The sequence below is a fragment of the Pseudomonas shirazensis genome (assembly GCF_050496565.1).
Lineage (GTDB): Bacteria > Pseudomonadota > Gammaproteobacteria > Pseudomonadales > Pseudomonadaceae > Aquipseudomonas > Aquipseudomonas shirazensis_A.
This window is the reverse complement of record NZ_JBNWAE010000001.1, coordinates 456,720-478,576: the sequence shown is the minus strand read 5'-3', so window position 1 is coordinate 478,576 and position 21,857 is coordinate 456,720. Positions and strand designations below refer to the sequence as shown.

The window sequence follows — 21,857 nt, the reverse complement described above, 5'->3', positions numbered from 1 at the left end:
CGCTTTGCGGCCCTTCGCGGCGGTCCGGCGTCCCGGTGAACCCGCTCCCACAGGGTTCGGCGGTGCAGCTATAACCCTGTGGGAGCGGGCTTGCCCGCGAAGGGCTGCGCAGCGGCCCCAACACTATCAGCCCGAAAGCTGATCTCTGGTCCACTCCACCAAAGCCCGCACCTTCGGCACTTCAGCCGCATGCTCGGCATACGCCAGATAATGCGCGCCATTACTGCGCATAGCATGCTGCCAGGCAATCACCAAACTGCCCTCGGCCAGCTCCTTCTCCGCCAGATAACGCGGCACCAGCGCCACGCCGCAGCCCGCCTGAGCCGCACTCAAGGCCATATAGAAGGTGTCGAAGCGCGGCCCGTGGTAGCTGTTATCAGTATGCAGGCCCTGCTCCAGGAACCACTCATGCCAGGCCTCCGGCCGTGAAGTGCTCTGCATCAACACCAATTCGGCCAGCGCACTGGCATCGCTCAACTCGCGGCCTTGCAGCAGCTCAGGCGCGCACACCGGCACCACTTCCTCGTCGAACAACTGCACGCAGGTCGCCCCCGGCCAGGTGCCCTGGCCAAAGAAGAACACCACGTCGGCCGAGCCCTGCAACAGCGAGAACGGCTCCATCTCGTTGCGGATATCCAGGTGGATATTCGGGTAGCGTTTGCCAAAGCCTTTCAGGTGCGGGATCAACCAGCGCACGCCAAAACTCGGTTGAGTAGCTACTTTCAATATCTCGGTCTGCTCGCCGTAGGTGAGGATGTAGCGGCTGGACATGTCGACCTGGGTGAGGATCTTGTTCACCTCGGCCAGGTACAGGCTGCCCGCAGGCGTCAGCTGCAAGCGCCGGCGGATGCGCAGGAACAGGTGGTGGTGGAGCATTTCTTCAAGCTGCGCGACCTGTTTGCTGACCGCACTCTGGGTCAGGTGCAGCTCTTCGGCGGCGCGGGTGAAGCTCAAGTGACGGGCTGCAGCTTCAAAGCACTGCAGGGCCGTCATCGACGGTACCAGACGTTTCGACATGGCAGTCTCTATGCAAGGGGATCATGACCTGACGGAATGATATGCGGAATAAAGGTCGTTTGTTGCACTGCTGTGATCGGATTAATACTGATCCACATCATATTTACCACCCTTCAGCCGATTTAGGAGAAGCACGATGGTTGCTGCATTGCTCGAGCGCCTTGGCGTCGCCGCCCAGGCCTACACCCAGGGCGACTACCCTGTTCATACCCCGATCGACGGTAGCCAGATCGCCACGGTGAAACTGCTCGGCAAGGCCGAGACCACCGCCTGCATCGACCAGGCCCACGCCGCCTTTGAAGCCTGGCGCACTGTGCCGGCCCCGCGTCGCGGCGAGCTGGTGCGTTTGTTCGGCGAAGTATTGCGTCAGCACAAGGCCGAGCTCGGTGAGCTGGTCTCGATCGAAGCCGGCAAGATCACCCAGGAAGGCCTGGGCGAAGTGCAGGAAATGATCGATATCTGCGACTTCGCCGTCGGCCTGTCGCGTCAGCTGTACGGCCTGACCATCGCCTCCGAGCGCCCTGGCCACCATATGCGTGAGTCGTGGCATCCGCTGGGCGTGGTTGGCGTGATCAGCGCCTTCAACTTCCCGGTAGCCGTGTGGGCGTGGAACACCGCGCTGGCGCTGGTAGCCGGTAACGCCGTGGTCTGGAAGCCGTCCGAGAAGACTCCGCTGACCGCACTGGCCTGCCAGGCGCTGTTCGAAAAAGCCCTGCTGGACTTCGGTGATGCACCGGCCGGCCTGGCCCAGTTGGTAATCGGCGGCCGTGAAGCCGGCGAAGCGCTGGTCGACGACCCGCGTGTACCGCTGGTCAGCGCCACCGGCAGCACCCGCATGGGCCGTGAAGTCGGCCCACGGGTTGCCGCACGCTTTGGCCGCAGCATCCTCGAACTGGGCGGCAACAATGCCATGATCCTTGCGCCGAGTGCCGATCTTGATCTGGCCGTGCGCGGCATTCTGTTCTCCGCTGTCGGCACCGCTGGCCAGCGCTGCACCACCCTGCGTCGATTGATCGTGCACCGTTCGATCAAGGACGAAGTGGTTGCCCGCGTCAAAGCCGCCTACGGCAAAGTGCGCATCGGCGACCCACGCGAAAACAACCTGGTCGGCCCGCTGATCGACAAGCAGTCGTTCGACGCCATGCAAGGCGCATTGGCCAAGGCCCGTGACGAAGGTGGCCAGGTGTTTGGTGGTGAGCGTCAGCTGGCCAGCCAGTACCCGAACGGCTACTACGTGACCCCGGCAATCGCCGAGATGCCTGCGCAGAGCGAAGTGGTCCGCCACGAGACTTTCGCACCGATCCTGTATGTGCTGGCGTATGACGACTTCGAAGAGGCCTTGCGCCTGAACAACGAAGTGCCACAAGGCCTGTCGTCGTGCATCTTCACCACCGACCTGCGTGAGGCCGAGCGCTTCCAGAGCGCAGCCGGCAGCGACTGCGGCATCGCCAACGTCAACATCGGTACCAGCGGTGCAGAAATCGGCGGCGCGTTCGGCGGCGAGAAAGAAACCGGCGGCGGTCGTGAGTCGGGTTCGGATGCCTGGAAAGGCTACATGCGTCGCCAGACCAACACCGTCAACTACTCACGCGAATTGCCGCTGGCGCAGGGCATCGTGTTCGACTGATGATCGCAGGCGGGGGTCTCGGCCCCCCTTCGCGGCCGCGTGCCGCGAGCGGCCGCCTGGCGGCCACACCGTAACAAGAAAAATAAGCTGAGGCCGGTCATGCCTGAATTGCGTCAACAATGTCTCTGGGAACACGTCACTCCGGCGAGCGTCGCCGTGCAGGCCCTGGCGGGCGAGCACAAGGCCGACGTCTGCGTCATCGGTGGCGGTATCACCGGCCTGTCGGCAGCGATCCATCTGCTCGAACAGGGCAAGTCGGTGATCGTTGTCGAAGCCTGGAAAATCGGCCACGGCGGCTCCGGGCGCAACGTTGGCCTGGTCAACGCCGGCACCTGGATTCGCCCCGACGATGTCGAAGCGACCCTCGGTCAACAACAGGGCAGCCGCTTGAACAAGGCCTTGGGCGAGGCACCCGCCGAGGTGTTTGCCATGATCGAGCGTCTGGGCATCGACTGCCAGGCCCAGCACAAAGGCACCCTGCACATGGCGCACAACGCCACCGGCCTGGCTGACCTGGAGGCGCGCCACCAGCAATGGAGCCGGCGCGGCGCCAACGTCGAACTGCTGACCGGGGCGCAGTGCCAGGAATACTGCGGTACCGACAAGATTTCCGCCGCGCTGCTCGATCACCGCGCCGGCACCATCAACCCGATGGCTTACACCCAAGGCCTGGCTGCTGCAGTAGAGCGGCTGGGCGGCAAGCTGTTCCAGCAATCCTCGGTCGAAGGCCTGCAGCGCGATGGCGCTGGCTGGCAGGTCAACACCGGCAAGGGCGTGGTCCGCGCCGATAAGGTGGTGATTTCCACTGGCGCCTACACCGAGGGCGACTGGAGCAACCTGCAAAAGCACTTCTTCCGTGGCTATTACTACCAAGTTGCCTCGGCACCGCTGCACGGCGCAGCCGCCGACAAGGTGCTGCCCCATGGCCAAGGCTCGTGGGACACCCGTACTGTACTCAGCAGCATCCGCCGCGATGACCAAGGACGCCTGCTGCTCGGCAGCCTGGGTCGGGTCGACAACAAGCCGGCATGGTTTGTACGGCGCTGGGCCGACCGCATTCAGAGCCACTACTACCCGGAGCTGGGCAAGGTCGACTGGGAAATGCACTGGACCGGCTGCATCGACTTCACCCCAGATCACCTGATGCGCCTGTTCGAACCTGCGCCGGGGTTGGTCGCGGTGACCGGCTACAACGGCCGCGGCAATACCACCGGTACCGTGATTGGCCGGGCCTTTGCCGAGTTTCTGCTCAAGGATGACCCCGAGCACCTGCCGCTGCCGTTCTCGCCGATGAAAGCCGTCAGCGCGCCGTCGTTGCGGACTGCGTTCTATGAGTCAGGCTTCTCGCTGTACCACGCCGGCCAGTGCTTGCGGGTGGTCCTCTAACCTGAAAGCTTGCACGGTCGATGTAGGAGCGGCCTTGTGTCGCGAAAGGCCAGCGTAGCTGGCCCGGGGTTTCAGCGGCGAAGCTGAAATCTTGGGGCCGCTACGCGACCCTTTCGCGACACAAGGCCGCTCCTACAGGACCGCGGCGGGCAGGGCTATTTATGCAGCCAACTGAGAAAACCGCCTTTCTTGACCAGCGCCGGTTTCTGCATCAGCAGTGAATCTCGGCTCTGCCGGCGGAACCGCTGTAGCTTGGTCAAGGCCATCTGCACGTCGTTGCGCTGGTCCAGGCAACTGCGCAGCTGTTCCTTGTCGATCCGATACAGCACGCAGCCGCTCAGGGTGCGGAACTCCACCGCCGACTCTTCTTCATCGACCAAACCCTCAATGGCCAGCAGCTCGCCCGGCCCCATGCGCCCTGCCTCGACCAGCCGCTCGCCGTCGCGCACCGACGCCGAAACCACGCCGCTGGCGATCACCAACACATGTTGCGAACGCTCGCCGATGCCAAGGATCACCTGATCGACCAGGTACTCCACCGCCGTCATGTGCTGGCTCAGCTCGTCGCGCTCGTCGCTGCTCAGGGAGCGGAACAGGCGCACCTCATCCAGCAGCTCGCGCTGGCGGCTACGAGGCGCCGAGGCCAGGTCGGCATTCCAGATCACGCCGCTGGCTTCCAGGTGCCGGTGGGCAAGGTCGAACAGCTGATTGCGCACCTCGCCCTTGCGCGCCATGTCGGCGATGAAACCACTGGCTTCATACTCCACCGACTCCAAGGTCGAGGCTTTCACCGAGACCTTGGGCGCAGGCGTGGCGAGTAACGCAGAGGTGCCCTGCAGGGCCTTTTCCAGCGCATCGAACACTCGCTTGGGACGCACTTTGGCCGGCACCACCACGCTGATGCTCAGCCCATGGCGGTCCGCCGGGCGGCTGTGATTGAGCAGCTTGGCCTTGGCCGCCACCGAGTTGGGTACCACCGCCAGGCTGCCGCTGGCAGTGATCATCCGCGTCGCCCGCCAGTCGATATCGACCACCTTGCCCTCGGTGCCGTCGATCGAAATCGAATCGCCAATCTGATACGGCCGCGTGGTATTCAGAACGATCCCCGAGAACACATCGCTCAAGGTGCTCTGCAACGCCAGGCCGATCACGATCGCCATTACCCCCGACGTCGCCAGCAGCCCCTTGACCGGCAACTGCAGCACATAGGCCGCCGCAGCCACCACCGCCACCAGAAAGATCAACGCCCCCAGTACGTCCTGTAACAAGCGCCCGCCATGGCTGCCGCGCGCCCCCAGCAGCACGCCGAACACCACCGTCACCGTCCGTGCCGCAAACAGCCACCAGCCAATCGCCAGCACTGTCGCCAGCAGATTGCGCGCCACATCATCGACCCACGGCGGCGGCTGCAACGGGCTCATCCCCGCCGCCAACAGCACCGCGCTGAACAACACAAAGATCGCCAGACGCGCAGCGATACGCCACGGCTGGCGCTGCAGCGGGATCAATTGCCAGAGCAGTAGATCAAGCAGGATCAAGCAGGTGCCGAGCAACAGCGGGTAGGACTGGATGAACGCCAGCATGACGGTCTCGGTGCGGGGGAGGGCTGAGGGGTAGTAAAGATTAGGTGAGGGGGACAAGCAACCGGGCCGTAGTCGCAACACAAGGCCCTAATCACCATCGTTCACCAAATAGAACGCTAAAGACAAATTTAGCTATCTAGTCGCACAAAGGGCTTGGTTTTAATCTTTACTCATCAACGCGAAACACCCAACTCACTCGAAACCAAGACCCTTGCGGAGCACCAAACCATGAACAACTTCAAATACAACCGCCTGAACAAAGACGACGCCGTAGTCCTGCTGGTCGACCATCAAGCTGGCCTGCTGTCGCTGGTGCGCGACATCGAGCCGGACAAGTTCAAGAACAACGTGCTGGCCCTGGCTGACCTGGCCAAGTTCTTCAACCTGCCAACCATCCTCACCACCAGCTTCGAGCAAGGCCCGAACGGCCCGCTGATCCCCGAGCTGAAAGCGCTGTTCCCGGATGCGCCGTACATCGCTCGCCCTGGCCAGATCAACGCCTGGGACAACGAAGACTTCGTCAAGGCGGTCAAGGCAACCGGCAAGAAGCAGCTGATCATTGCCGGTGTGGTGACTGAGGTGTGTGTAGCGTTCCCGGCATTGTCGGCTTTGGAAGAAGAGTTCGATGTGTTCGTGGTGACCGATGCCTCCGGCACCTTCAACGAGATCACTCGTGACGCCGCCTGGAACCGCATGAGCAGCGCCGGTGCACAACTGATGAACTGGTTCGGCGTGGCCTGTGAGCTGCACCGCGACTGGAGGAACGACATCGAAGGCCTCGGCGCGCTGTGCTCCAACCACATCCCGGACTACCGCAACCTGATGACCAGCTACAGCGCCCTGACCGCCGCCGGCAAATAAGCCGCGCCCTCAACCCAGCGCCGGCCCACAGCAACAGCGTGGGCCATGGCCAGTCGCCTTTGCCCAGGGAACACCCATGAAAAGTGCAACCGTCGATAACCGCAACGTGGTGACCCTGGTCATCCAGCACAAGGCGCGGGCCGCCGCGCTGGCGCAGTACGAGGCATGGCTCAAGCGCGCGGTCACCACCGCTCGCCAGCAGCCGGGCCACCTCGACGTCAACGTGATCCGCCCCGATGGCGGTGGCTGCCACTTCACCACCGTGGTGCGTTTTGCCGATGCTGAACTGCTGCAGGCATGGGTCAATTCAGCTGAACGCCAGGCACTGGTCAGCGAGGTGCTGCCGCTGCTTGAAGACGGCGATCACACCCATGTGCATGACGACCCGGAGTTCTGGTTCACCCCGGCCAGCAGCAACACGCCAGCGCCGCCGCGCTGGAAGCAGGCCGTGCTGACCTATCTGGTGATCTGCCCGTTGACCATGTTGGTACCGATCGTGCTGGCACCGCTGTTCACTCGCGTGCCGCAACTGGCCGGGCCGGTCATTGGCAACCTGATCGGCAACCTGCTGGTGATCCTGCCGGTGGTGTTTTTCATCATGCCGTGGGTAACCCGCCGCTGCGCCAACTGGCTACGTGGTTGAAACATTTCTGACGCTACGCTGTGCAAGCCCCTACCTAATATTCTGGAGATACCGATATGAGCACGTTCGTAACCCGCGATGGCACTTCGATCTATTTCAAGGACTGGGGCAGCGGCAAGCCCGTGCTGTTCAGCCATGGCTGGCCGCTGGATGCGGACATGTGGGACACCCAGATGGAGTTTCTCGCCAGCCGCGGCTACCGCGCGATTGCCTTTGATCGGCGTGGCTTCGGTCGCTCCGACCAGCCGTGGACCGGCTATGACTACGACACCTTCGCCGACGACATCGCCCAGCTGATCGAGCACCTCGACCTGCGCGACGTGAGCCTGGTGGGCTTCTCCATGGGCGGCGGTGACGTCAGCCGCTACATTGGCCGGCATGGCAGCGAGCGGGTGGCCAAGCTGGTGTTGCTCGGCGCAGTAACGCCAGTGTTCGGCAAGTCCGAGAGCAATCCGGATGGCGTCGATGCTTCGGTGTTCGAAGGCATCCAGGCGGGCCTCAGAGCTGACCGAGCGCAATTCCTGGCTGACTTTGCCACGCCGTTCTACGGCATCAACAAAGGCCAGGCGGTTTCCGCCGGGGTGCAGGCGCAGACCCTCAACATCGCCCTGCTGGCGTCATTGAAAGCGACTCTGGATTGTGTCAGCGCGTTTTCTGCCACGGACTTCCGTCCGGACATGGCCAAGATCGACGTGCCGACCCTGGTCATCCATGGCGACGCCGACCAGATCGTGCCGATGGAAACCACTGGCAAGCGCGCAGCAGAAATGATCAAGGGCGCTGAGTTCAAGGTATACAGCGGCGCGCCGCACGGCTTTGCGGTTACCCACGCACAGCAGTTGAACGAAGACCTGCTGGCGTTCCTGGCCAAGTAAGCCACCGAGGCGGCGCGGTTCACTCCGCGCTGCTCCCGCCCCTAATCCAAGGATTTGCCCATGACCGCCGACCTGATCCTGTTCAACGGCAAGCTGCACACCGTCGACCGTGAAAACCCAACCGCCACCGCCGTGGCCATCAAGGACGGGCGTTTTCTCGCCGTGGGCAGCGACGCCGAGGCCATGGCCTTGCGCGGCGACAGCACGCAGATCATCGACCTCAAGCAGCGCACGGTGATCCCCGGCCTCAACGACTCGCACCTGCACCTGATCCGCGGCGGCCTCAACTACAACCTTGAGCTGCGCTGGGAAGGCGTGCCTTCGGTAGCCGATGCCCTGCGCATGCTCAAAGACCAGGCGGCGCGCACGCCAACTCCGCAGTGGGTGCGGGTAGTCGGTGGCTGGAACGAGTTCCAGTTCGCCGAAAAGCGCATGCCGACCCTCGAAGAGATCAACCAGGCCGCGCCTGATACGCCGGTATTCCTGCTGCACCTGTACGACCGCGCGCTGCTCAACCGCGCCGCGCTCAAAGCCGTCGGCTACGACAAGGACACGCCCAACCCAGCCGGTGGCGAGATCCAGCGCGACAAGTTCGGCAACCCGACCGGCATGCTCATCGCCCGCCCCAACGCAATGATCCTCTACGCCACTCTGGCCAAAGGGCCGAAGCTGCCACTGGAGTATCAGGTCAACTCGACCCGCCAGTTCATGCGTGAACTCAACCGCCTCGGCCTGACCAGCGCGATCGATGCCGGTGGTGGCTACCAGAACTTCCCCGACGATTACTCGGTGATCCAGGAGCTGGCCGACAACAACCAGCTGACCGTGCGCATCGCCTACAACCTGTTTACGCAAAAGCCCAAGGAAGAGCTCGACGACTTCCGCAGGTGGACCTCCAGCGTCAAGCTGCACAGCGGCACCGACTTCCTCCGGCACAACGGTGCTGGCGAGATGCTGGTGTTCTCCGCCGCCGACTTCGAGGACTTCCTCGAGCCGCGCCCTGACTTGCCGCAGACCATGGAAGAAGAGCTGGAGCCGGTAGTCCGCCATCTGGTCGAGCAGCGCTGGCCGTTCCGCCTGCACGCCACTTACAACGAGTCGATCACGCGCATGCTCGACGTGTTCGAGAAGGTCAACCGCGACATCCCGTTCAACGGCCTGCCGTGGTTCTTCGACCACGCCGAAACCATCACCCCGCAGAACATCGAGCGCGTGCGTGCCCTGGGCGGCGGCATCGCCATTCAGGACCGCATGGCCTTCCAGGGTGAGTACTTCGTCGACCGTTACGGCGCCAAGGCTGCCGAACAGACCCCGCCGATCAAGCGCATGCTGGAAATGGGCGTGCCGGTCGGTGCCGGTACCGACGCCACTCGGGTGTCCAGCTACAACCCGTGGACCTCGCTGTACTGGATGGTCAGCGGCAAGACCGTCGGCGGCATGGAGCTGTACCCCGAAGGGCTGAGCCGCGACACCGCGCTGCAGTTGTTTACCCAGGGCAGCGCCTGGTTCTCCAGCGAGCAGGGCAAGAAGGGCCAGCTCAAGGTCGGCCAGCTGGCTGACCTGGCAGCGCTGTCGCTGGACTTCTTCAGCGTCAGTGAAGAGGCGATCAAGAGCATCGAGTCGGTGCTGACCATTGTCGACGGCAAGGTCGTGTACGGGGCGGCCGAGTTCGACAAGTTGGGTCCGGCGCAGGTGCCGGTGTTGCCTGAGTGGTCGCCGGTAGCCAAGGTGCCGGGGCACTGGCGAGCGGGTACACCGTCGCTGGCAGCGATGCCGCATCAGTGTTCCGGGCCATGTGGGGTGCATGCGCACAGCCATGACAAGGCGCGCAAATCGAGTGTGCCGGTGAGTGACTTCCAGGGCTTCTGGGGATCGCTGGGCTGTTCGTGTTTCGCGTTCTGATTTGATCGGAATAGGGCGGCTTCGACAGGTAAATGGGTCGCCTGAACATACACGATCCCTGTAGGAGCGGCCTTGTGTCGCGAAAGGGCTGCGTAGCGGCCCCAAGATTTATGCCACGCCACTGAATCGCCGGGCCAGCTACGCTGGCCTTTCGCGACACAAGGCCGCTCCTACACGAATCGCGTCAAACTCAGGATCAGGCTTCGGGACAGATGTCGCTGTAACCCACTCAAGCCATATCGCAGGACACAAACTCTTCCGCCAGGTGATCGATCAGCGAACGTACCGACGGCAACAAGCCACGCCGCGACGGGAAGATCGCATGGACGATACCGCAGCGCGGATTCCACCCCGGCAGCACTTCCACCAGATGCCCGCTGGCCAGATCCTCACGCACAGCCACCTTCGGCAAGTGCGCAATACCAGTCCCCGCCACCACAAAATGCCGCAGCGCAAACAGGTCATCGGTGACCATCCGCGGCGTATGCGGGATGACGATGCTGCGGCTCATGTCCTCGCCCTGAAACAACTCCCACTGATACTCACGCTGCGCGCCGCCCCAGTGCAGGCTCGGCAGCTGGCTGAGCTGCTGCGGATCGAAGCCCACCGGCAGCTGCTCAAGAAACGCCGGTCGCCCGACCAGGCACTGGGTGCTGTTGCTCAGCACCTTCATCACCATGTCGGTGTTTTCCAGCGGCGGAAAGCGCACCCGCAACGCCACATCGAAGCCCTCGTGCAGCAAGTCGACGCGGCGGTTGGTGCTCTCGATGAACAGCTCGACCCGCGGATATTTGAGCATGTAGCGAGTCAGCATCGGCCCGACCCAGGAGTTGAGCAGGGTGGTCGGGCAGCTCATGCGCACCAGCCCGCGCGGCTCGCTGCGGTTGCGCTCGATCACCTCGGCGGCGCTCTCGGCCTCGACCCGCATGGCCAGGCAACGGCGGTAGTACTCCTGGCCGATTTCGGTCAGCGAGCAATGCCGGCTGGTGCGATGCAGCAGGCGCACGCCCAGGCGTTCTTCGAGGTCGGCGATGCGCCGGCTGAGCTTCGACTTGGGCATGTCCAGCGCCCGCCCGGCAGGCGCAAAGCCACCGTGCTCGACTACCTGAGTGAAGAAGTACAGCGAGTTGAGGTCTTCCAAGCGGGTCTCCTGGTCAGTCGCTTGCTGCTGCGCCGGAGTGTTTGCGACTCGAGCGAGACGGAGCGTAACAGGCCAGGGGTGGCGGGGGCGGGGGATTTTTTGTGGTCGCGGGGTGGCGAGCGGATAGCTGCTTGGGATTTTTCCCACGAGCTTGGCTGAATGCATCACCGCGCATTTCAAGGTCACAAGGCACAGACTGCGCACTTGGAAATAATCCCGTGAGCGTAGCGCTGGGGTGCTGATGCACTGCAGCTGATAGCACGCAGCAGATTACTTGGAGATCGATGCTTGTGTTCAATCCCAGTCACCCAGGCGAATCGCTGCGCGAAGATGTCCTGCCCGCTATCGGCATGAACGTCTCTTCGCTGGCTCGCCACCTTGGCTACTCACGCGGGCAACTGTCCGCGGTCATCAATGGGCGCGCAGCGTTGTCAGCTGACCTGGCTTATCGCCTTGAGCTGGCAGGCCTGGGTGCTGCCCGCCAGTATCTGGCGGAGCAGGCGGCCTACGATCTGTGGCAGGCCGCGCAGCGGGAGCATCCGCCTATCTGTCGATTGGTGTTGGCCTGAGCCGGCCTCAGTCGGCGTCTGACTCGAACAACCGCGCCAGCTCGACCCGTGCTTCCTTGGCGTTCTGCATGACCTTGGCACGGTCGTCGCGGATGCGGCCCTGGGCTTCGAGTACCTGCTCGTCGTGTTCGGCGAAGCGCTGGATGCGATCGGCGGCCTGATCGTCCGACAGGCCAAGCCCGACCAGTGCGCGGCGGCTCATTTCCAGGCTGGAGTGGAAAGTCTCGCGGATCGGCTCGGCGCCGACGTCCATCAGCTTGTGCACATGCTGGCGGTTGCGCGCGCGGGCGAGCACCTTCAGATGTGGATAGAGACGTTTGACCCGCTCTGCCGTGCGTGTGGTGATCTCTGGATCATCGGTGGTCACGATCAGGTATTCGGCCTCGCCGACCTTGGCTGCGTGCAGCACTTCAGCGCGCATCGGGTCGCCGTAGAACACCGGCGCCTGCTCGAAAGTGCGGGTCATCTCGATGGCATCGACCGAGGTGTCGAGCGCAATGAACGGGATCTTCTGCGCACGCAGGATGCGGGACACGATCTGGCCCATGCGGCCCATGCCGACGATCACCACCCGCGGCGCATCGGTCTGGATGTCCTTGTACTGTTCCGGCACTTCACGCGTGGCTGGCGGGCGCTTGAGCAGGCGTGCGCAGATCATCAGCAACAGCGGTGTGGCGGCCATCGACAGGGTGATGGTCATCAACAGCAAGTCATAGGTGTAGCTGTCCAGCAGGCCTTGGTCCTTGCCCAGCTTGAACACCACAAAAGCGAACTCGCCGCCGGCCGCCAGGACGACGCCCAGGCGCAGGGCATTGGCCGTGTTGAGGCCACCCAGACGCCCGACCAGCATCAGCATCGGCAGCTTCACGGCGATCAGCAGTGCAGTCAGACCGAGTAGCAGCCACGGCGTGTCGAACAGCAGGCTGAGGTTGGCACCCATGCCGACACTGATGAAAAACAGGCCGAGCAGCAGCCCTTTGAACGGCTCGATCTGCGACTCCAGCTCGTGCCGGTATTCCGAGTCGGCCAGCAACAGGCCGGCGAGAAATGCGCCCAGGGCCATGGAGATTCCGGCCAGCTCCATCAGCCAGGCAGTGCCGATCACCACCAGCAGCGCAGTCGCTGTGGACACTTCCGGCAAGCCGGTGCGGGCGACGATGCGGAACACCGGACGCAGCAGATAACGGCCACCGACGATGACCACGGCGATGCTGGCGAAGATGGTCAGGCCGTGTTGCAGGCTGTCGCCGTGGCTGGTGTCCGGGCCGCTGGCGGCAAGCAGAGGCACCAGCGCGATCAGGGGTATGGCGGCGATGTCCTGGAACAGCAGGATGGCAAATGCCAGACGCCCGTGCGGGGCATTCAGCTGCTTGGTTTCGGCCAGCGTCTGCAGGCCAAAAGCGGTCGACGACAGCGCCAGGCCAAGGCCCAGCACCAGCGCAGCGGGCAGCGATTGGGCGAAGCCGAACAGGGCGATGGCGCCGAGTATCGCGCCAGTCAGCAGCACCTGCGCCAGCCCCACGCCGAATACCGCTTTGCGCATCAGCCACAGCCGCCGCGGCGACAGCTCCAGGCCGATGATGAACAGCAGCAAGACCACGCCCAGCTCGGAAATATGCGCGACGCTTTCAGTGTCGCGGATCAAGCCGAGTACCTGCGGGCCGATGGCTACGCCGGCAAGCAGGTAACCGATGACGGCGCCGAGCTGCAGGCGCTTGGCCAACGGCACGGCAATCACTGCGGCAAGAAGGAAAATGACGGCGGTTTGCAGCAGGCTGCCTTCGTGTGGCATCGCTCGAACTCCATGAGCTGCAAAGAGGGCAGCGGGATCAGATTAGTCGCGCATTGTGAAGGGCAGGGTAGGTGCAGACAATCCGCCTGTGCAGAGACACATTGTCATTACAGTGGCGACAATCAACGCGCACTGCCTGCAAACAAACGCGGGGCAAGCCTTTTTCAAGACTTGCCCCGCAGAGTGTTTACAGCAACGTTGTACGATGACCTAGCTGAACAATTCCACGCCCAGCTGGAACGCGACCCACAGCGCCAGGCCGGTGGCGAATGCCAGGGCGATGTTCTCGAACAGGTTGTTGCGGTATTCCTTGCTTAGCAGCGACTTCTGGTTGGACATGATCAACAGGCCCAGCGAAATCACCGGCAGACCAATGATATTCAGCGCGCTGACGCCGATGGTCAGGGTGACGAAGTCAGGCATGCCCGGGATCGACCAGATCAGCGGCGTGACCAGGATGAACAGCATGAACCAACGGTGCGCCGGGTCCTTGTGGAACTCCTTGCCATAACGCTCGCGACGCTTGGGCTGCACGTGCTGCAGGGCGTCGGTGATCAGCATCGGGAAGGCCGTGGTCTTGCCGGAAATGCTGGCGAACAGGGTGGCGAACACACCGATGAAGAACACATACCAACCGATCGGGCCGAAGAAGATTTCCAGCGCCTTGCCCAGGTCGCCGAGGGTTTTAACTTCGATGCCGTTGGGCCGCAGGATTTCTGCGCCAACGATCCAGATCGCCAGGTTGATGACGATACCGACGAATACTGCGAAGAGCAGGTCGTTGCGTTGCACGCGCTTGTGCTGCGGGCCAACCCAGCCTTTTTGGCGCATCACGTAGGGGTGGACGAAGTTGGCTACCGAACCGGCCACTGCGCCGATCACCGACACCGCTACCAGCATGGCGCCATGCACGCCTTCGTCAGGCGGGATGCTGAAGCCGATGGTACCTTTGACGATGCCTGCCACATCCGGCCCGGACATCACCGCCAGCGCCAGAAACGCCAAGGTCATGATCGCCAGCAAGGCTTTCATCACGCCTTCGATCAGTGAATAGATATTGCGCCCGACCAACATCCAAACCGCCAGCACCACCGCCATCGAGCACAGCAGCGGGTAGTCGACGCGCAGCAGCATGGCCAGTGATTCGCCGGCGCCCTTGATCATGTAGGCGTTCATCAAATGGCCCATGATCAGCGCGTAGCCGAGCATGAACCAGGCGAACACCGGGTGCAGTTGGGCGTAGCCCTGGAGGATGGTCATGCCCTGGTTATTGCACAGCTGGAAGCGGGCGATGATGTTGACGATCAGGTAGCGCAGCAGCAGCGAAACTGCCAGCACCCACATCATTGCGTAACCGTAGTTGGCGCCGGCCACGGAAGAGGTGATCAGATCACCTGCGCCCAGCCACGACAGCACGGCGATGATGCCCGGGCCGAGTAGCTTGGCGATGCGCCCGAGGCGGCTTTGCGAGGGCACGGCAGCTTTGCCCTCGGCAGAAGGTAGGCTGGTCATTGGATGTCTCCGTTATTTTTGTAGTGAGAGCCGGCGCAGTCGAACATGCTGATAGGACGTCGTACAACTAAAATCGCAGAGCAAACATTACAAAATATTGCGGTAAATCCGGGGTGTTTTGTGCAGGCCTTGCAGGGCTTGAGCTCCCGTGGAATGTGGCCTGCTGACATCACAGGGCGCTTGTAAGACCTTTCCCAACTTCGCACTGGGCGCTTCAGGTTGGATGGCCTTCGGAAGTATCCTACGTCCTTTGCGGAAGCTGCCGTATTGTCGGGGAAATGCCTCAGGGCTAACGTCGTCGGGTCGCCTGAACAGGGCGAACGGGCGTGAGACACCCGGCAACAGGCAAGCAACCGTTTTATGGCGGTCGTATATGGACAGGCGTATGCCTGGCCGGGTTTGCCTGTGCCCCGTGTCTCACACCATGTACGACTGCCACCCAATTCTGTGAGACGAGGAGGACGGCAGTTCCTATCCGAGCACAGGAGTTTCGCCATGAAAAAGATCGTTCCCGATCCACCCCGTTTCAAGCTGATCATTTCCCCACATTTTTCTGCTCACAGCGACATGCTCCCCTCTGATTCCCTGACCTTGGCCAATGAGTTTCTGTGCGGTGTGGTCGAAACCCTCGACCAGCAATGCCAGGAAACCCCTGACGAGCCGGACCTCAACGCCCTGGCCAGCGCCGCCCATGCAACACGCATGGCCCGCACCCTGGTTGAACACGCATTGACCAAACTGCATAGCTGAAGGAGCGAGGGTATGAGCGAGCAAACCAACGCCATCACTACGGTAGGCGTAGCTTCGACCGAGCTGTTCACCGTCCGCCCCGGTATCCCGATCACCCAAGCGTTTGATGAGCTGTCGGTGCTGCTGGGGTGTATCCGTCATCTGACCGATGAGGCCGAAATGCAGGGCGACCTGCAAGCCGGCAGCGCGGCGCGGATCCTCAGCGGGTTGGCCAAGGCGCTGGTCAATGACATGGAGACCGGGGTGAATCGGCTTCGGTGATCGGCTTGGGCGCGGTGTATGGGGGCCGCTTTGCGGCCCTTTCCGACCGGTCCGGCGCCCCGGCAAGGCCGCTCCTACAGTGACCGCGTACGTCGGTATAGCGCAGTCCCCTGTAGGAGCGGCCTTGTGTCGCGAAATGAGGGCGCAGCCCTCACCGAGGCCGCTAAAGCCAAACACAATCCCAATGCGGATACTCGCCAGCTCTGCGCACGAGCCCCGCACGTATTGGGTTGCGAATGATGTATAGCGCGACAGCTTTGACATCCTCATCCCGGCGCAGGGCCCGGTCATGAAAACCTTGCTGCCAGATGTGCTGTCGAGCGGCCCCAGCACGGTACAAACCGACGCTGCAGCGTGATTTAAATGTACACATCAGGCTGGCGAGGGATCCCGTTCCAAGCTCTACCAGCCAGTGTAGGTGGTCGGGCATGAGTACCCAGGCTAAAGAGCGGCATGCACCCTTATCCTGGATTTGGCGTAGTTGATGGATAGCCGTTCTGGCGTAGATCAGATCGGTGAAAACAGGCTGACGATCTCGGGTAACAGTGGTGAGCAAATATAAGCGTCCGGGCTCGGATATGCGGCCACGGCGCAAGCTGCTGGCGTGAGGACTGTCCATGTCCTGCTCCTGTGATTACGGTTTGCAAACGGTAGTCGCGGTGGCGCAGAGGTATGTGTGATTACGGTATCTGGATGTGACTTCGGTGAGGGCTACGCCCTCATTTCGCGACACAAGGCCGCTCCTACAGAGTGGGTGTGCGTCAAAGGCGACGCGGCCTTCATCCGACTTGTTACAAGATTTTTCGTGAAATCCGCCCGCCGCCCTTGAGCAGAAGCGAGTGGAAGTGAACAATGTTCTCTTTCGTATTCCCCTCGAGACTGGCCATGACTTCCCGTCCCCGTTTACTCGCCTGGCTGCTGTGGCCAGTGCTGGCGCTGTGCAGCGCGCTGGCCATGGCCGAAGCCCCTGCAGAGGCAACCAAGGCCTTGCACCTGCTCGATTACATTGGTGCGGATTACCCGCCAACCGTGCGCGAGGGCAGGGTGGTCGATGACGGTGAGTACCGCGAGCAACAGGAATTCAGCGGCGTACTCGCCGAACTGGTGAAAAACCTGCCAGCGCACGCCGAACGCGATGCCCTCGAACGGGGCGTACAGGATTTGCGCACCGCCATCGATCAGCGCCAGGACGGGCCTAACGTTGCTCGCCAGGCACGCCAGCTCGGTGCTCGTCTGGCCGTTGCCTATGAGGTCAGCCAGGCCCCGGTAATCACCCCTGATCCCGCCCGCGGCGCCGCGCTGTACGCGCAAAACTGCTCGATCTGTCACGGCGACAGCGGTGCAGGCGATGGCCCGGCCGGGCTCGGCCTGGAGCCAGCGCCGGCCAACCTGCGCGATGTCGCCCGGCTCGATCAGCTCAGCCTGTTCGACCTCTACAACACCCTTGGCCTGGGCATCGAAGGCACCGAAATGCCCTCGTTTGCCGACCAGCTCGACGAGCGTCAGCGCTGGGACGTAGCGGCCTATGTCGCCAGCTTCAGCGCCGCGCCACAGGCCGCTGCTGGTGCGCCGGCGTGGAACCTGGCTGATCTGGCCCGGCAGACCCCCGCAGAGGTTGCCGCCAGCCACAGCGCCGAGGCCGTCGCTGCGTTTCGCGCTCAGCGCGCGCAGCCGCCGCAGGTGAAACGTGGCCCGGCACAATTGCTCGAATACACCGCCAGCACCCTCGACAAGAGCCTGGCGGCCTATCGCGACGGCGATCACGACCAGGCCTATGACCTGTCGGTAGCGGCCTATCTGGAAGGCTTCGAGCTGGTCGAAAGCTCCCTCGACAACATCGATGCCCAAGTGCGCAAGGACACCGAGAAGGCCCTGATGGCCTATCGACAGTCGTTGCAGGACGGCCTGCCCGTCGCCCAGGCCGAACAGCGACTGAGCGAGGCCAAGGCCAAGCTCGACGCGGCCGCCAAGCTGCTTGGCAGCGATGGCCTGAGCTGGTCGCTGAGCTACATTTCCGGGCTGTTGATCCTGCTGCGCGAGGGCCTCGAGGCGATTCTGGTGCTGGCCGCGATCCTGGCCTTTCTGCGCAATACCGGCCAGCAATCTGCGGTGCGCAGCGTCAACGTTGGCTGGGCGCTGGCACTGGTCGCAGGCTTCGCCACCTGGGCGGTAGCGGCGTATCTGATCGACGTTGGTGGTGCTCAGCGCGAATTGCTCGAAGGTTGCACCGCGCTGTTTGCCAGCGTGATGGTGCTGTGGCTCGGCGTGTGGATGCACGACCGGCGCCACGCTGCGGCCTGGCAGGACTACATCAAGAGCAGCCTGGTCGGCGGCGGCGGGCGCTTTGGTTTTGCATTGCTGGCGTTCTTCTCGGTGTACCGCGAGCTGTTCGAGGTGATCCTGTTCTACGAAACCCTGTGGCTGCAATCAGGGCCTGCCGGGCACAACGCTGTGCTGGCCGGTGGCGCCACCGCGCTGGTGTTGCTGGTGGGCCTGGCCTGGGTGATCCTGCGCGGTTCAGCCAAGCTGCCGCTGGCGCTGTTCTTCAGCATCAACGCCGCGCTGCTGTGCGCACTGTCGGTGGTGTTTGCCGGGCATGGCATCAAGGCCTTGCAAGAGGCGGGCATCCTCGGCACGCGGCCGGTGGCGTTCTTTGAATTCGACTGGCTGGGCATTCATGCCGATGCCTACTCACTGGCGGCACAAGCCTTGGCACTGAGCGCGATCGCACTGCTATATGGCCGTTCTTGGCTGGTCGAGCGGCGCCGCGCTGCGGCCAGTTGAGCTGCGATCTGGCACACTGGGCGCAGTGATGAACAGCCGATGAGAATGCAGCAATGCGTATATGGATCGATGCCGACGCCTGCCCCAAGGCAGCCAAGGACCTGATCGTAAAGTTTGCCCTCAAGCGCAAGCTTGAGGTGGTGATGGTCGCCGGCCAGGCGCAGATCAAGCCGGCGTTTGCCTGCGTAAAGCTGATCGTGGTGCCGAGCGGGCCGGATGCCGCCGATGATTATCTGGTCGAGAATGCCGTGCCCGGCGAGCTGGTGATCTGCAGCGATATCCCTTTGGCCGACCGCCTGGTGAAAAACGGCGTGGCGGCGCTCGACCCGCGTGGCCGCGAGTTCGATGAGCGCAATATGGCCGACCGGTTGGCGACGCGTAACCTGTTCACCGAGTTGCGGGAGCAGGGCCAGGCCAGTGGTGGTCAGGGGCCTTATGGCGAGAAAGAGAAGCAGGAGTTCGCCAACTCCCTCGACCGCATCCTGACCCGCCTCGCGAGGGGCTGATCACGGCTATGATCGCAGCACCACGCAGCGCCGGCCTGGCCAGCGCTGCAGGGCGGCTCAGTGGTCGTTGGCGTGGGTCAGCTCCAGCACCCGGTCGACCAGCTTGTAGATGCCGCTGGCCGCATCGCTGATCGAGGTAGCGAGCATATACGCCGGGGTGGTCACCAGCTTGCGCTGGGTGTCTTCGACGATGTCATGTACATCGCACTCTTCATGGGTGCCGCCCATCTTAACCACCGCCGCGCTGGTGCCGGCATCGTTACCGATGGTGCAGACCACGCCCGGGCCGTAGATCTTCGCTGCCAGGGCTGGCGAAATGCACATCAGACCGACCGGTTTGCCGGCTTCGGCGAAGGCCTCGGCCAGTGCCAGTACGTCTGGTTGAACCGTGCACTTGTCACCTTCAACGGCAAAGTTGGAGAGGTTTTTCGCAGCGCCAAAGCCGCCGGGCACGATCAGCGCATCAAACTCGCTGACGTCTGCTTCGCGAATGTCCTTGACCCGGCCGCGGGCAATCCGCGCCGACTCGACCAGCACATTGCGGGTCTCGCTGGTTTGCTCACCGGTCAAATGATCGATTACATGCAGTTGCGGGATGTTTGGTGCAAAGCACTGCACCTGCGCGCCGCGCTGGTCCAGGCGCAGCAGCGTGATCACGCTTTCGTGGATTTCAGCGCCATCGTAGACACCACAGCCGGAAAGAATCACCGCCACTTTTTTTGTCATGCTTGTTTCTCCAGAGTCCAGGCGCCAATTGTTGCTTGGCACTGTACTAGGATCACGGCAACAGCGGCATGTTCATTCTTGCGGTGGGCTTGGCTTGTCGGTCAGCTGCTCGGCGGCAGCTGCTTCGGCAGCCGCCTTGCGCTCGGCGCGCTGGGTGCGCAAATACCGGCGCAGCCACAGCAGCAGGCCAAGCACCAGCAGGCCGCCAAGTACCCACAGCTCGTACTTTTTGACGTTGCCAAGCAGGCCTTCGAGGATCGCCCCGAAGTGATAGGCCGCAGCGCCCAGGGCCACTGCCCACACCGCAGCGCCAATGCCGTTGAGCAGCAGGTAGCGGCGCGGCGGATAGCCCGACAGGCCAATCGCCACCGGCATCACCGTGCGCAGGCCATAGACGAAGCGGAAGCTCAGTACCCAGATGTCCGGGTGACGGCGGATATGGTCCAGGGCGCGGTCGCCCAAGGCTTGCCAGCGCGGTCTGCGTGCCAGGATTGCGCGGCCATGGCGGCGGCCCATGAAGTACCACAGCTGGTCGCCGGCATAGCTGCCGAAGAAAGCCACCACGCACACCATGTTGATGTCCATGTAACCGCGGAACGCAAGAAATCCCGCAAGCACCAGGATGGTCTCACCTTCAAAAAATGTGCCGAGAAAAAGGGCAAAGTAGCCGAAATCCTGCAGGAATTGTTGAAGCATCTTCTGGGGTGCTGGCGAAATGAACGCGCAGCCTACCCCTTCGCGGGCCGTGGGGAAAGTGTCCAAATGTGTCTCGACGTGAACAATTCCTACAAGGTGATTGCCTGTGGCGACACGTCGCAGGGTTGCCCAAGGGTGTAACACAGGCGTCATAATGGCCGCTTATAACTGTCGCGCTGCCCGCCTGCGCGGGCTCAGGAGTCTGCCGTGAGCTTTACCCCCGCCAACCGTATGTTTCCTGCCACACGTCTGCGTCGCAATCGCCGCGACGAGTTTTCCCGTCGCCTGGTGCGTGAAAACACCCTGACGGTCGATGACCTGATCCTGCCGGTTTTCGTTCTCGATGGTGAAAACCGCCGCGAGGAGGTGCCGTCGATGCCAGGTGTCGAGCGCTTGTCGATCGACTTGCTGCTGGAAGCTGCGCAGTCCTGGGTAGAACTGGGGATTCCTGCGTTGGCCCTGTTCCCGGTAACCCCGGTCGAGAAAAAGACCCTGGACGGCGCCGAAGCGTGGAACCCGGATGGCATCGCCCAGCGCGCCACCCGCGCCCTGCGTGAGCGCTTCCCGGAGCTTGGGGTGATCACCGACGTTGCGCTGGACCCGTTCACTACCCACGGCCAGGATGGCATCCTCGACGAAGACGGCTACGTGCAGAACGACATCACTGTCGATGCGCTGGTACGCCAGGCGCTGTCCCACGCCGAGGCTGGCGCGCAAGTGGTGGCGCCTTCTGACATGATGGACGGCCGCCTCGGCGCGATCCGCGAGGCGCTGGAAGTCGCCGGTCACGTCAACGTGCGCATCATGGCCTACTCGGCCAAGTACGCCAGTGCCTACTACGGCCCGTTCCGCGATGCAGTAGGCTCGGCGCTGAACCTGGGCAAGGCCAACAAGGCGTCCTACCAGATGGACCCGGCCAACAGCGATGAAGCCCTGCATGAAGTGGCCACTGACCTGGCCGAAGGCGCCGACATGGTCATGGTCAAGCCGGGCATGCCGTACCTGGATATCGTCTACCGGGTCAAAACCGAGTTCAAGGTGCCGACCTTTGTCTATCAGGTCAGCGGCGAATACGCCATGCACATGGCGGCAATTCAGAATGGCTGGCTGAGCGAGGCCGTGATCCTCGAATCGCTAACCGCTTTCAAACGTGCAGGCGCCGATGGCATTCTCACTTATTTCGCCGTTCGCGCCGCCCAATTGTTGAGAGGGCAGTAACGCCCTTC

20 protein-coding genes are annotated in these 21,857 nt (G+C 62.8%); 12 read left to right on the top strand and 8 right to left on the bottom strand.

The window, feature by feature from the left end:
• Positions 1–126: 126 nt before the first annotated feature.
• Positions 127–1,017 (bottom strand): LysR substrate-binding domain-containing protein, encoded by an 891-nt coding sequence (locus tag ACQZ2L_RS02100; protein WP_430324536.1) that lies wholly within the window; start codon positions 1,015–1,017, stop codon positions 127–129.
• A gap of 136 nt (positions 1,018–1,153) precedes the next feature.
• Here ACQZ2L_RS02100 and amaB point away from each other — a divergent pair, with 136 nt between their 5' ends.
• Both amaB and amaA read left to right on the top strand, forming a co-directional pair.
• On the top strand, positions 1,154–2,644 hold the full coding sequence (gene amaB / locus ACQZ2L_RS02095; protein WP_430324535.1) for an L-piperidine-6-carboxylate dehydrogenase: 1,491 nt from the start codon (positions 1,154–1,156) through the stop codon (positions 2,642–2,644).
• A 99-nt stretch (positions 2,645–2,743) separates the two neighbouring features.
• Positions 2,744–4,030, top strand: a complete 1,287-nt coding sequence (gene amaA, locus ACQZ2L_RS02090) for an L-pipecolate oxidase (RefSeq protein WP_430324534.1) — start codon at positions 2,744–2,746, stop codon at positions 4,028–4,030.
• 155 nt (positions 4,031–4,185) lie between these two features.
• Here amaA and ACQZ2L_RS02085 read toward each other — a convergent pair whose 3' ends face one another.
• Entirely contained in the window at positions 4,186–5,613 is a 1,428-nt protein-coding gene (locus tag ACQZ2L_RS02085; protein ID WP_430324533.1) for a mechanosensitive ion channel domain-containing protein, read from the bottom strand.
• Between the two features lie 228 nt (positions 5,614–5,841).
• Between ACQZ2L_RS02085 and ycaC the strand changes: the two genes are divergently transcribed.
• From ycaC to ACQZ2L_RS02065, 4 genes are all read left to right on the top strand, one after another.
• On the top strand, positions 5,842–6,474 hold the full coding sequence (gene ycaC, locus ACQZ2L_RS02080; RefSeq protein WP_314875068.1) for an isochorismate family cysteine hydrolase YcaC: 633 nt from the start codon (positions 5,842–5,844) through the stop codon (positions 6,472–6,474).
• A gap of 76 nt (positions 6,475–6,550) precedes the next feature.
• The gene (locus ACQZ2L_RS02075; protein ID WP_430324532.1) at positions 6,551–7,117 is read left to right on the top strand and encodes an antibiotic biosynthesis monooxygenase; all 567 of its coding nucleotides are present in this window, start codon (positions 6,551–6,553) and stop codon (positions 7,115–7,117) included.
• A 56-nt stretch (positions 7,118–7,173) separates the two neighbouring features.
• Positions 7,174–7,992 (top strand): alpha/beta fold hydrolase, encoded by an 819-nt coding sequence (locus ACQZ2L_RS02070; protein ID WP_430324531.1) that lies wholly within the window; start codon positions 7,174–7,176, stop codon positions 7,990–7,992.
• A 60-nt stretch (positions 7,993–8,052) separates the two neighbouring features.
• Complete coding sequence (locus tag ACQZ2L_RS02065; RefSeq protein ID WP_430324530.1) at positions 8,053–9,894, top strand: amidohydrolase; 1,842 nt, start codon at positions 8,053–8,055, stop codon at positions 9,892–9,894.
• Between the two features lie 229 nt (positions 9,895–10,123).
• On the opposite strand, the gene ACQZ2L_RS02060 is transcribed toward ACQZ2L_RS02065, so the two are convergent.
• The gene (locus ACQZ2L_RS02060) at positions 10,124–11,035 is read right to left on the bottom strand and encodes a LysR substrate-binding domain-containing protein (RefSeq protein ID WP_430324529.1); all 912 of its coding nucleotides are present in this window, start codon (positions 11,033–11,035) and stop codon (positions 10,124–10,126) included.
• Between the two features lie 284 nt (positions 11,036–11,319).
• Here ACQZ2L_RS02060 and ACQZ2L_RS02055 point away from each other — a divergent pair, with 284 nt between their 5' ends.
• Positions 11,320–11,604: a HigA family addiction module antitoxin gene (locus ACQZ2L_RS02055; protein WP_430324528.1), complete on the top strand. Its 285-nt coding sequence runs from the start codon at positions 11,320–11,322 to the stop codon at positions 11,602–11,604.
• A gap of 7 nt (positions 11,605–11,611) precedes the next feature.
• Here ACQZ2L_RS02055 and ACQZ2L_RS02050 read toward each other — a convergent pair whose 3' ends face one another.
• Together ACQZ2L_RS02050 and ACQZ2L_RS02045 are read right to left on the bottom strand one after the other, a co-directional pair.
• Positions 11,612–13,396, bottom strand: coding sequence for a monovalent cation:proton antiporter-2 (CPA2) family protein (locus tag ACQZ2L_RS02050; RefSeq protein WP_430324527.1), 1,785 nt, complete (start codon positions 13,394–13,396; stop codon positions 11,612–11,614).
• A gap of 210 nt (positions 13,397–13,606) precedes the next feature.
• Positions 13,607–14,908, bottom strand: coding sequence for an Nramp family divalent metal transporter (locus ACQZ2L_RS02045; protein ID WP_430324526.1), 1,302 nt, complete (start codon positions 14,906–14,908; stop codon positions 13,607–13,609).
• A gap of 495 nt (positions 14,909–15,403) precedes the next feature.
• Between ACQZ2L_RS02045 and ACQZ2L_RS02040 the strand changes: the two genes are divergently transcribed.
• A complete protein-coding gene (locus ACQZ2L_RS02040; RefSeq protein ID WP_430324525.1) occupies positions 15,404–15,658 on the top strand; it encodes a hypothetical protein in 255 nt (84 codons plus the stop codon).
• Positions 15,659–15,670: 12 nt separating this feature from the next.
• A complete protein-coding gene (locus ACQZ2L_RS02035) occupies positions 15,671–15,919 on the top strand; it encodes a DUF3077 domain-containing protein (protein ID WP_430324524.1) in 249 nt (82 codons plus the stop codon).
• Positions 15,920–16,082: 163 nt separating this feature from the next.
• Here ACQZ2L_RS02035 and ACQZ2L_RS02030 read toward each other — a convergent pair whose 3' ends face one another.
• Complete coding sequence (locus ACQZ2L_RS02030; protein ID WP_430324523.1) at positions 16,083–16,538, bottom strand: REP-associated tyrosine transposase; 456 nt, start codon at positions 16,536–16,538, stop codon at positions 16,083–16,085.
• A gap of 233 nt (positions 16,539–16,771) precedes the next feature.
• Between ACQZ2L_RS02030 and ACQZ2L_RS02025 the strand changes: the two genes are divergently transcribed.
• Together ACQZ2L_RS02025 and ACQZ2L_RS02020 are read left to right on the top strand one after the other, a co-directional pair.
• The gene (locus ACQZ2L_RS02025; protein WP_430324522.1) at positions 16,772–18,703 is read left to right on the top strand and encodes an FTR1 family protein; all 1,932 of its coding nucleotides are present in this window, start codon (positions 16,772–16,774) and stop codon (positions 18,701–18,703) included.
• Positions 18,704–18,756: 53 nt separating this feature from the next.
• Positions 18,757–19,209, top strand: a complete 453-nt coding sequence (locus tag ACQZ2L_RS02020) for a YaiI/YqxD family protein (RefSeq protein ID WP_150570429.1) — start codon at positions 18,757–18,759, stop codon at positions 19,207–19,209.
• Positions 19,210–19,266: 57 nt separating this feature from the next.
• Here ACQZ2L_RS02020 and elbB read toward each other — a convergent pair whose 3' ends face one another.
• Together elbB and ACQZ2L_RS02010 are read right to left on the bottom strand one after the other, a co-directional pair.
• Positions 19,267–19,935, bottom strand: coding sequence for an isoprenoid biosynthesis glyoxalase ElbB (elbB, locus tag ACQZ2L_RS02015; protein ID WP_430324521.1), 669 nt, complete (start codon positions 19,933–19,935; stop codon positions 19,267–19,269).
• Between the two features lie 72 nt (positions 19,936–20,007).
• Positions 20,008–20,631: a DedA family protein gene (locus tag ACQZ2L_RS02010; protein ID WP_430324520.1), complete on the bottom strand. Its 624-nt coding sequence runs from the start codon at positions 20,629–20,631 to the stop codon at positions 20,008–20,010.
• Between the two features lie 207 nt (positions 20,632–20,838).
• Here ACQZ2L_RS02010 and hemB point away from each other — a divergent pair, with 207 nt between their 5' ends.
• Positions 20,839–21,849 (top strand): porphobilinogen synthase, encoded by a 1,011-nt coding sequence (gene hemB / locus ACQZ2L_RS02005; RefSeq protein ID WP_103435597.1) that lies wholly within the window; start codon positions 20,839–20,841, stop codon positions 21,847–21,849.
• Positions 21,850–21,857 lie beyond the last annotated feature (8 nt).

Bases quoted from the DNA above. Each gene is read 5' to 3' on its own strand.
- ycaC (WP_314875068.1), top strand. From the start codon at position 5,842: ATGAACAACTTCAAATACAACCGCCTGAACAAAGACGACGCCGTAGTC.
- ACQZ2L_RS02020 (WP_150570429.1), top strand. From the start codon at position 18,757: ATGCGTATATGGATCGATGCCGACGCCTGCCCCAAGGCAGCCAAGGAC.
- ACQZ2L_RS02035 (WP_430324524.1), top strand. From the start codon at position 15,671: ATGAGCGAGCAAACCAACGCCATCACTACGGTAGGCGTAGCTTCGACC.
- ACQZ2L_RS02040 (WP_430324525.1), top strand. From the start codon at position 15,404: ATGAAAAAGATCGTTCCCGATCCACCCCGTTTCAAGCTGATCATTTCC.
- amaB (WP_430324535.1), top strand. From the start codon at position 1,154: ATGGTTGCTGCATTGCTCGAGCGCCTTGGCGTCGCCGCCCAGGCCTAC.
- ACQZ2L_RS02025 (WP_430324522.1), top strand. From the start codon at position 16,772: ATGTTCTCTTTCGTATTCCCCTCGAGACTGGCCATGACTTCCCGTCCC.
- ACQZ2L_RS02010 (WP_430324520.1), bottom strand. From the start codon at position 20,631: ATGCTTCAACAATTCCTGCAGGATTTCGGCTACTTTGCCCTTTTTCTC.
- ACQZ2L_RS02075 (WP_430324532.1), top strand. From the start codon at position 6,551: ATGAAAAGTGCAACCGTCGATAACCGCAACGTGGTGACCCTGGTCATC.
- ACQZ2L_RS02065 (WP_430324530.1), top strand. From the start codon at position 8,053: ATGACCGCCGACCTGATCCTGTTCAACGGCAAGCTGCACACCGTCGAC.
- ACQZ2L_RS02050 (WP_430324527.1), bottom strand. From the start codon at position 13,396: ATGCCACACGAAGGCAGCCTGCTGCAAACCGCCGTCATTTTCCTTCTT.
- ACQZ2L_RS02070 (WP_430324531.1), top strand. From the start codon at position 7,174: ATGAGCACGTTCGTAACCCGCGATGGCACTTCGATCTATTTCAAGGAC.
- ACQZ2L_RS02045 (WP_430324526.1), bottom strand. From the start codon at position 14,908: ATGACCAGCCTACCTTCTGCCGAGGGCAAAGCTGCCGTGCCCTCGCAA.
- elbB (WP_430324521.1), bottom strand. From the start codon at position 19,935: ATGACAAAAAAAGTGGCGGTGATTCTTTCCGGCTGTGGTGTCTACGAT.
- amaA (WP_430324534.1), top strand. From the start codon at position 2,744: ATGCCTGAATTGCGTCAACAATGTCTCTGGGAACACGTCACTCCGGCG.
- ACQZ2L_RS02055 (WP_430324528.1), top strand. From the start codon at position 11,320: ATGCTTGTGTTCAATCCCAGTCACCCAGGCGAATCGCTGCGCGAAGAT.
- ACQZ2L_RS02100 (WP_430324536.1), bottom strand. From the start codon at position 1,017: ATGTCGAAACGTCTGGTACCGTCGATGACGGCCCTGCAGTGCTTTGAA.
- ACQZ2L_RS02085 (WP_430324533.1), bottom strand. From the start codon at position 5,613: ATGCTGGCGTTCATCCAGTCCTACCCGCTGTTGCTCGGCACCTGCTTG.
- ACQZ2L_RS02030 (WP_430324523.1), bottom strand. From the start codon at position 16,538: ATGGACAGTCCTCACGCCAGCAGCTTGCGCCGTGGCCGCATATCCGAG.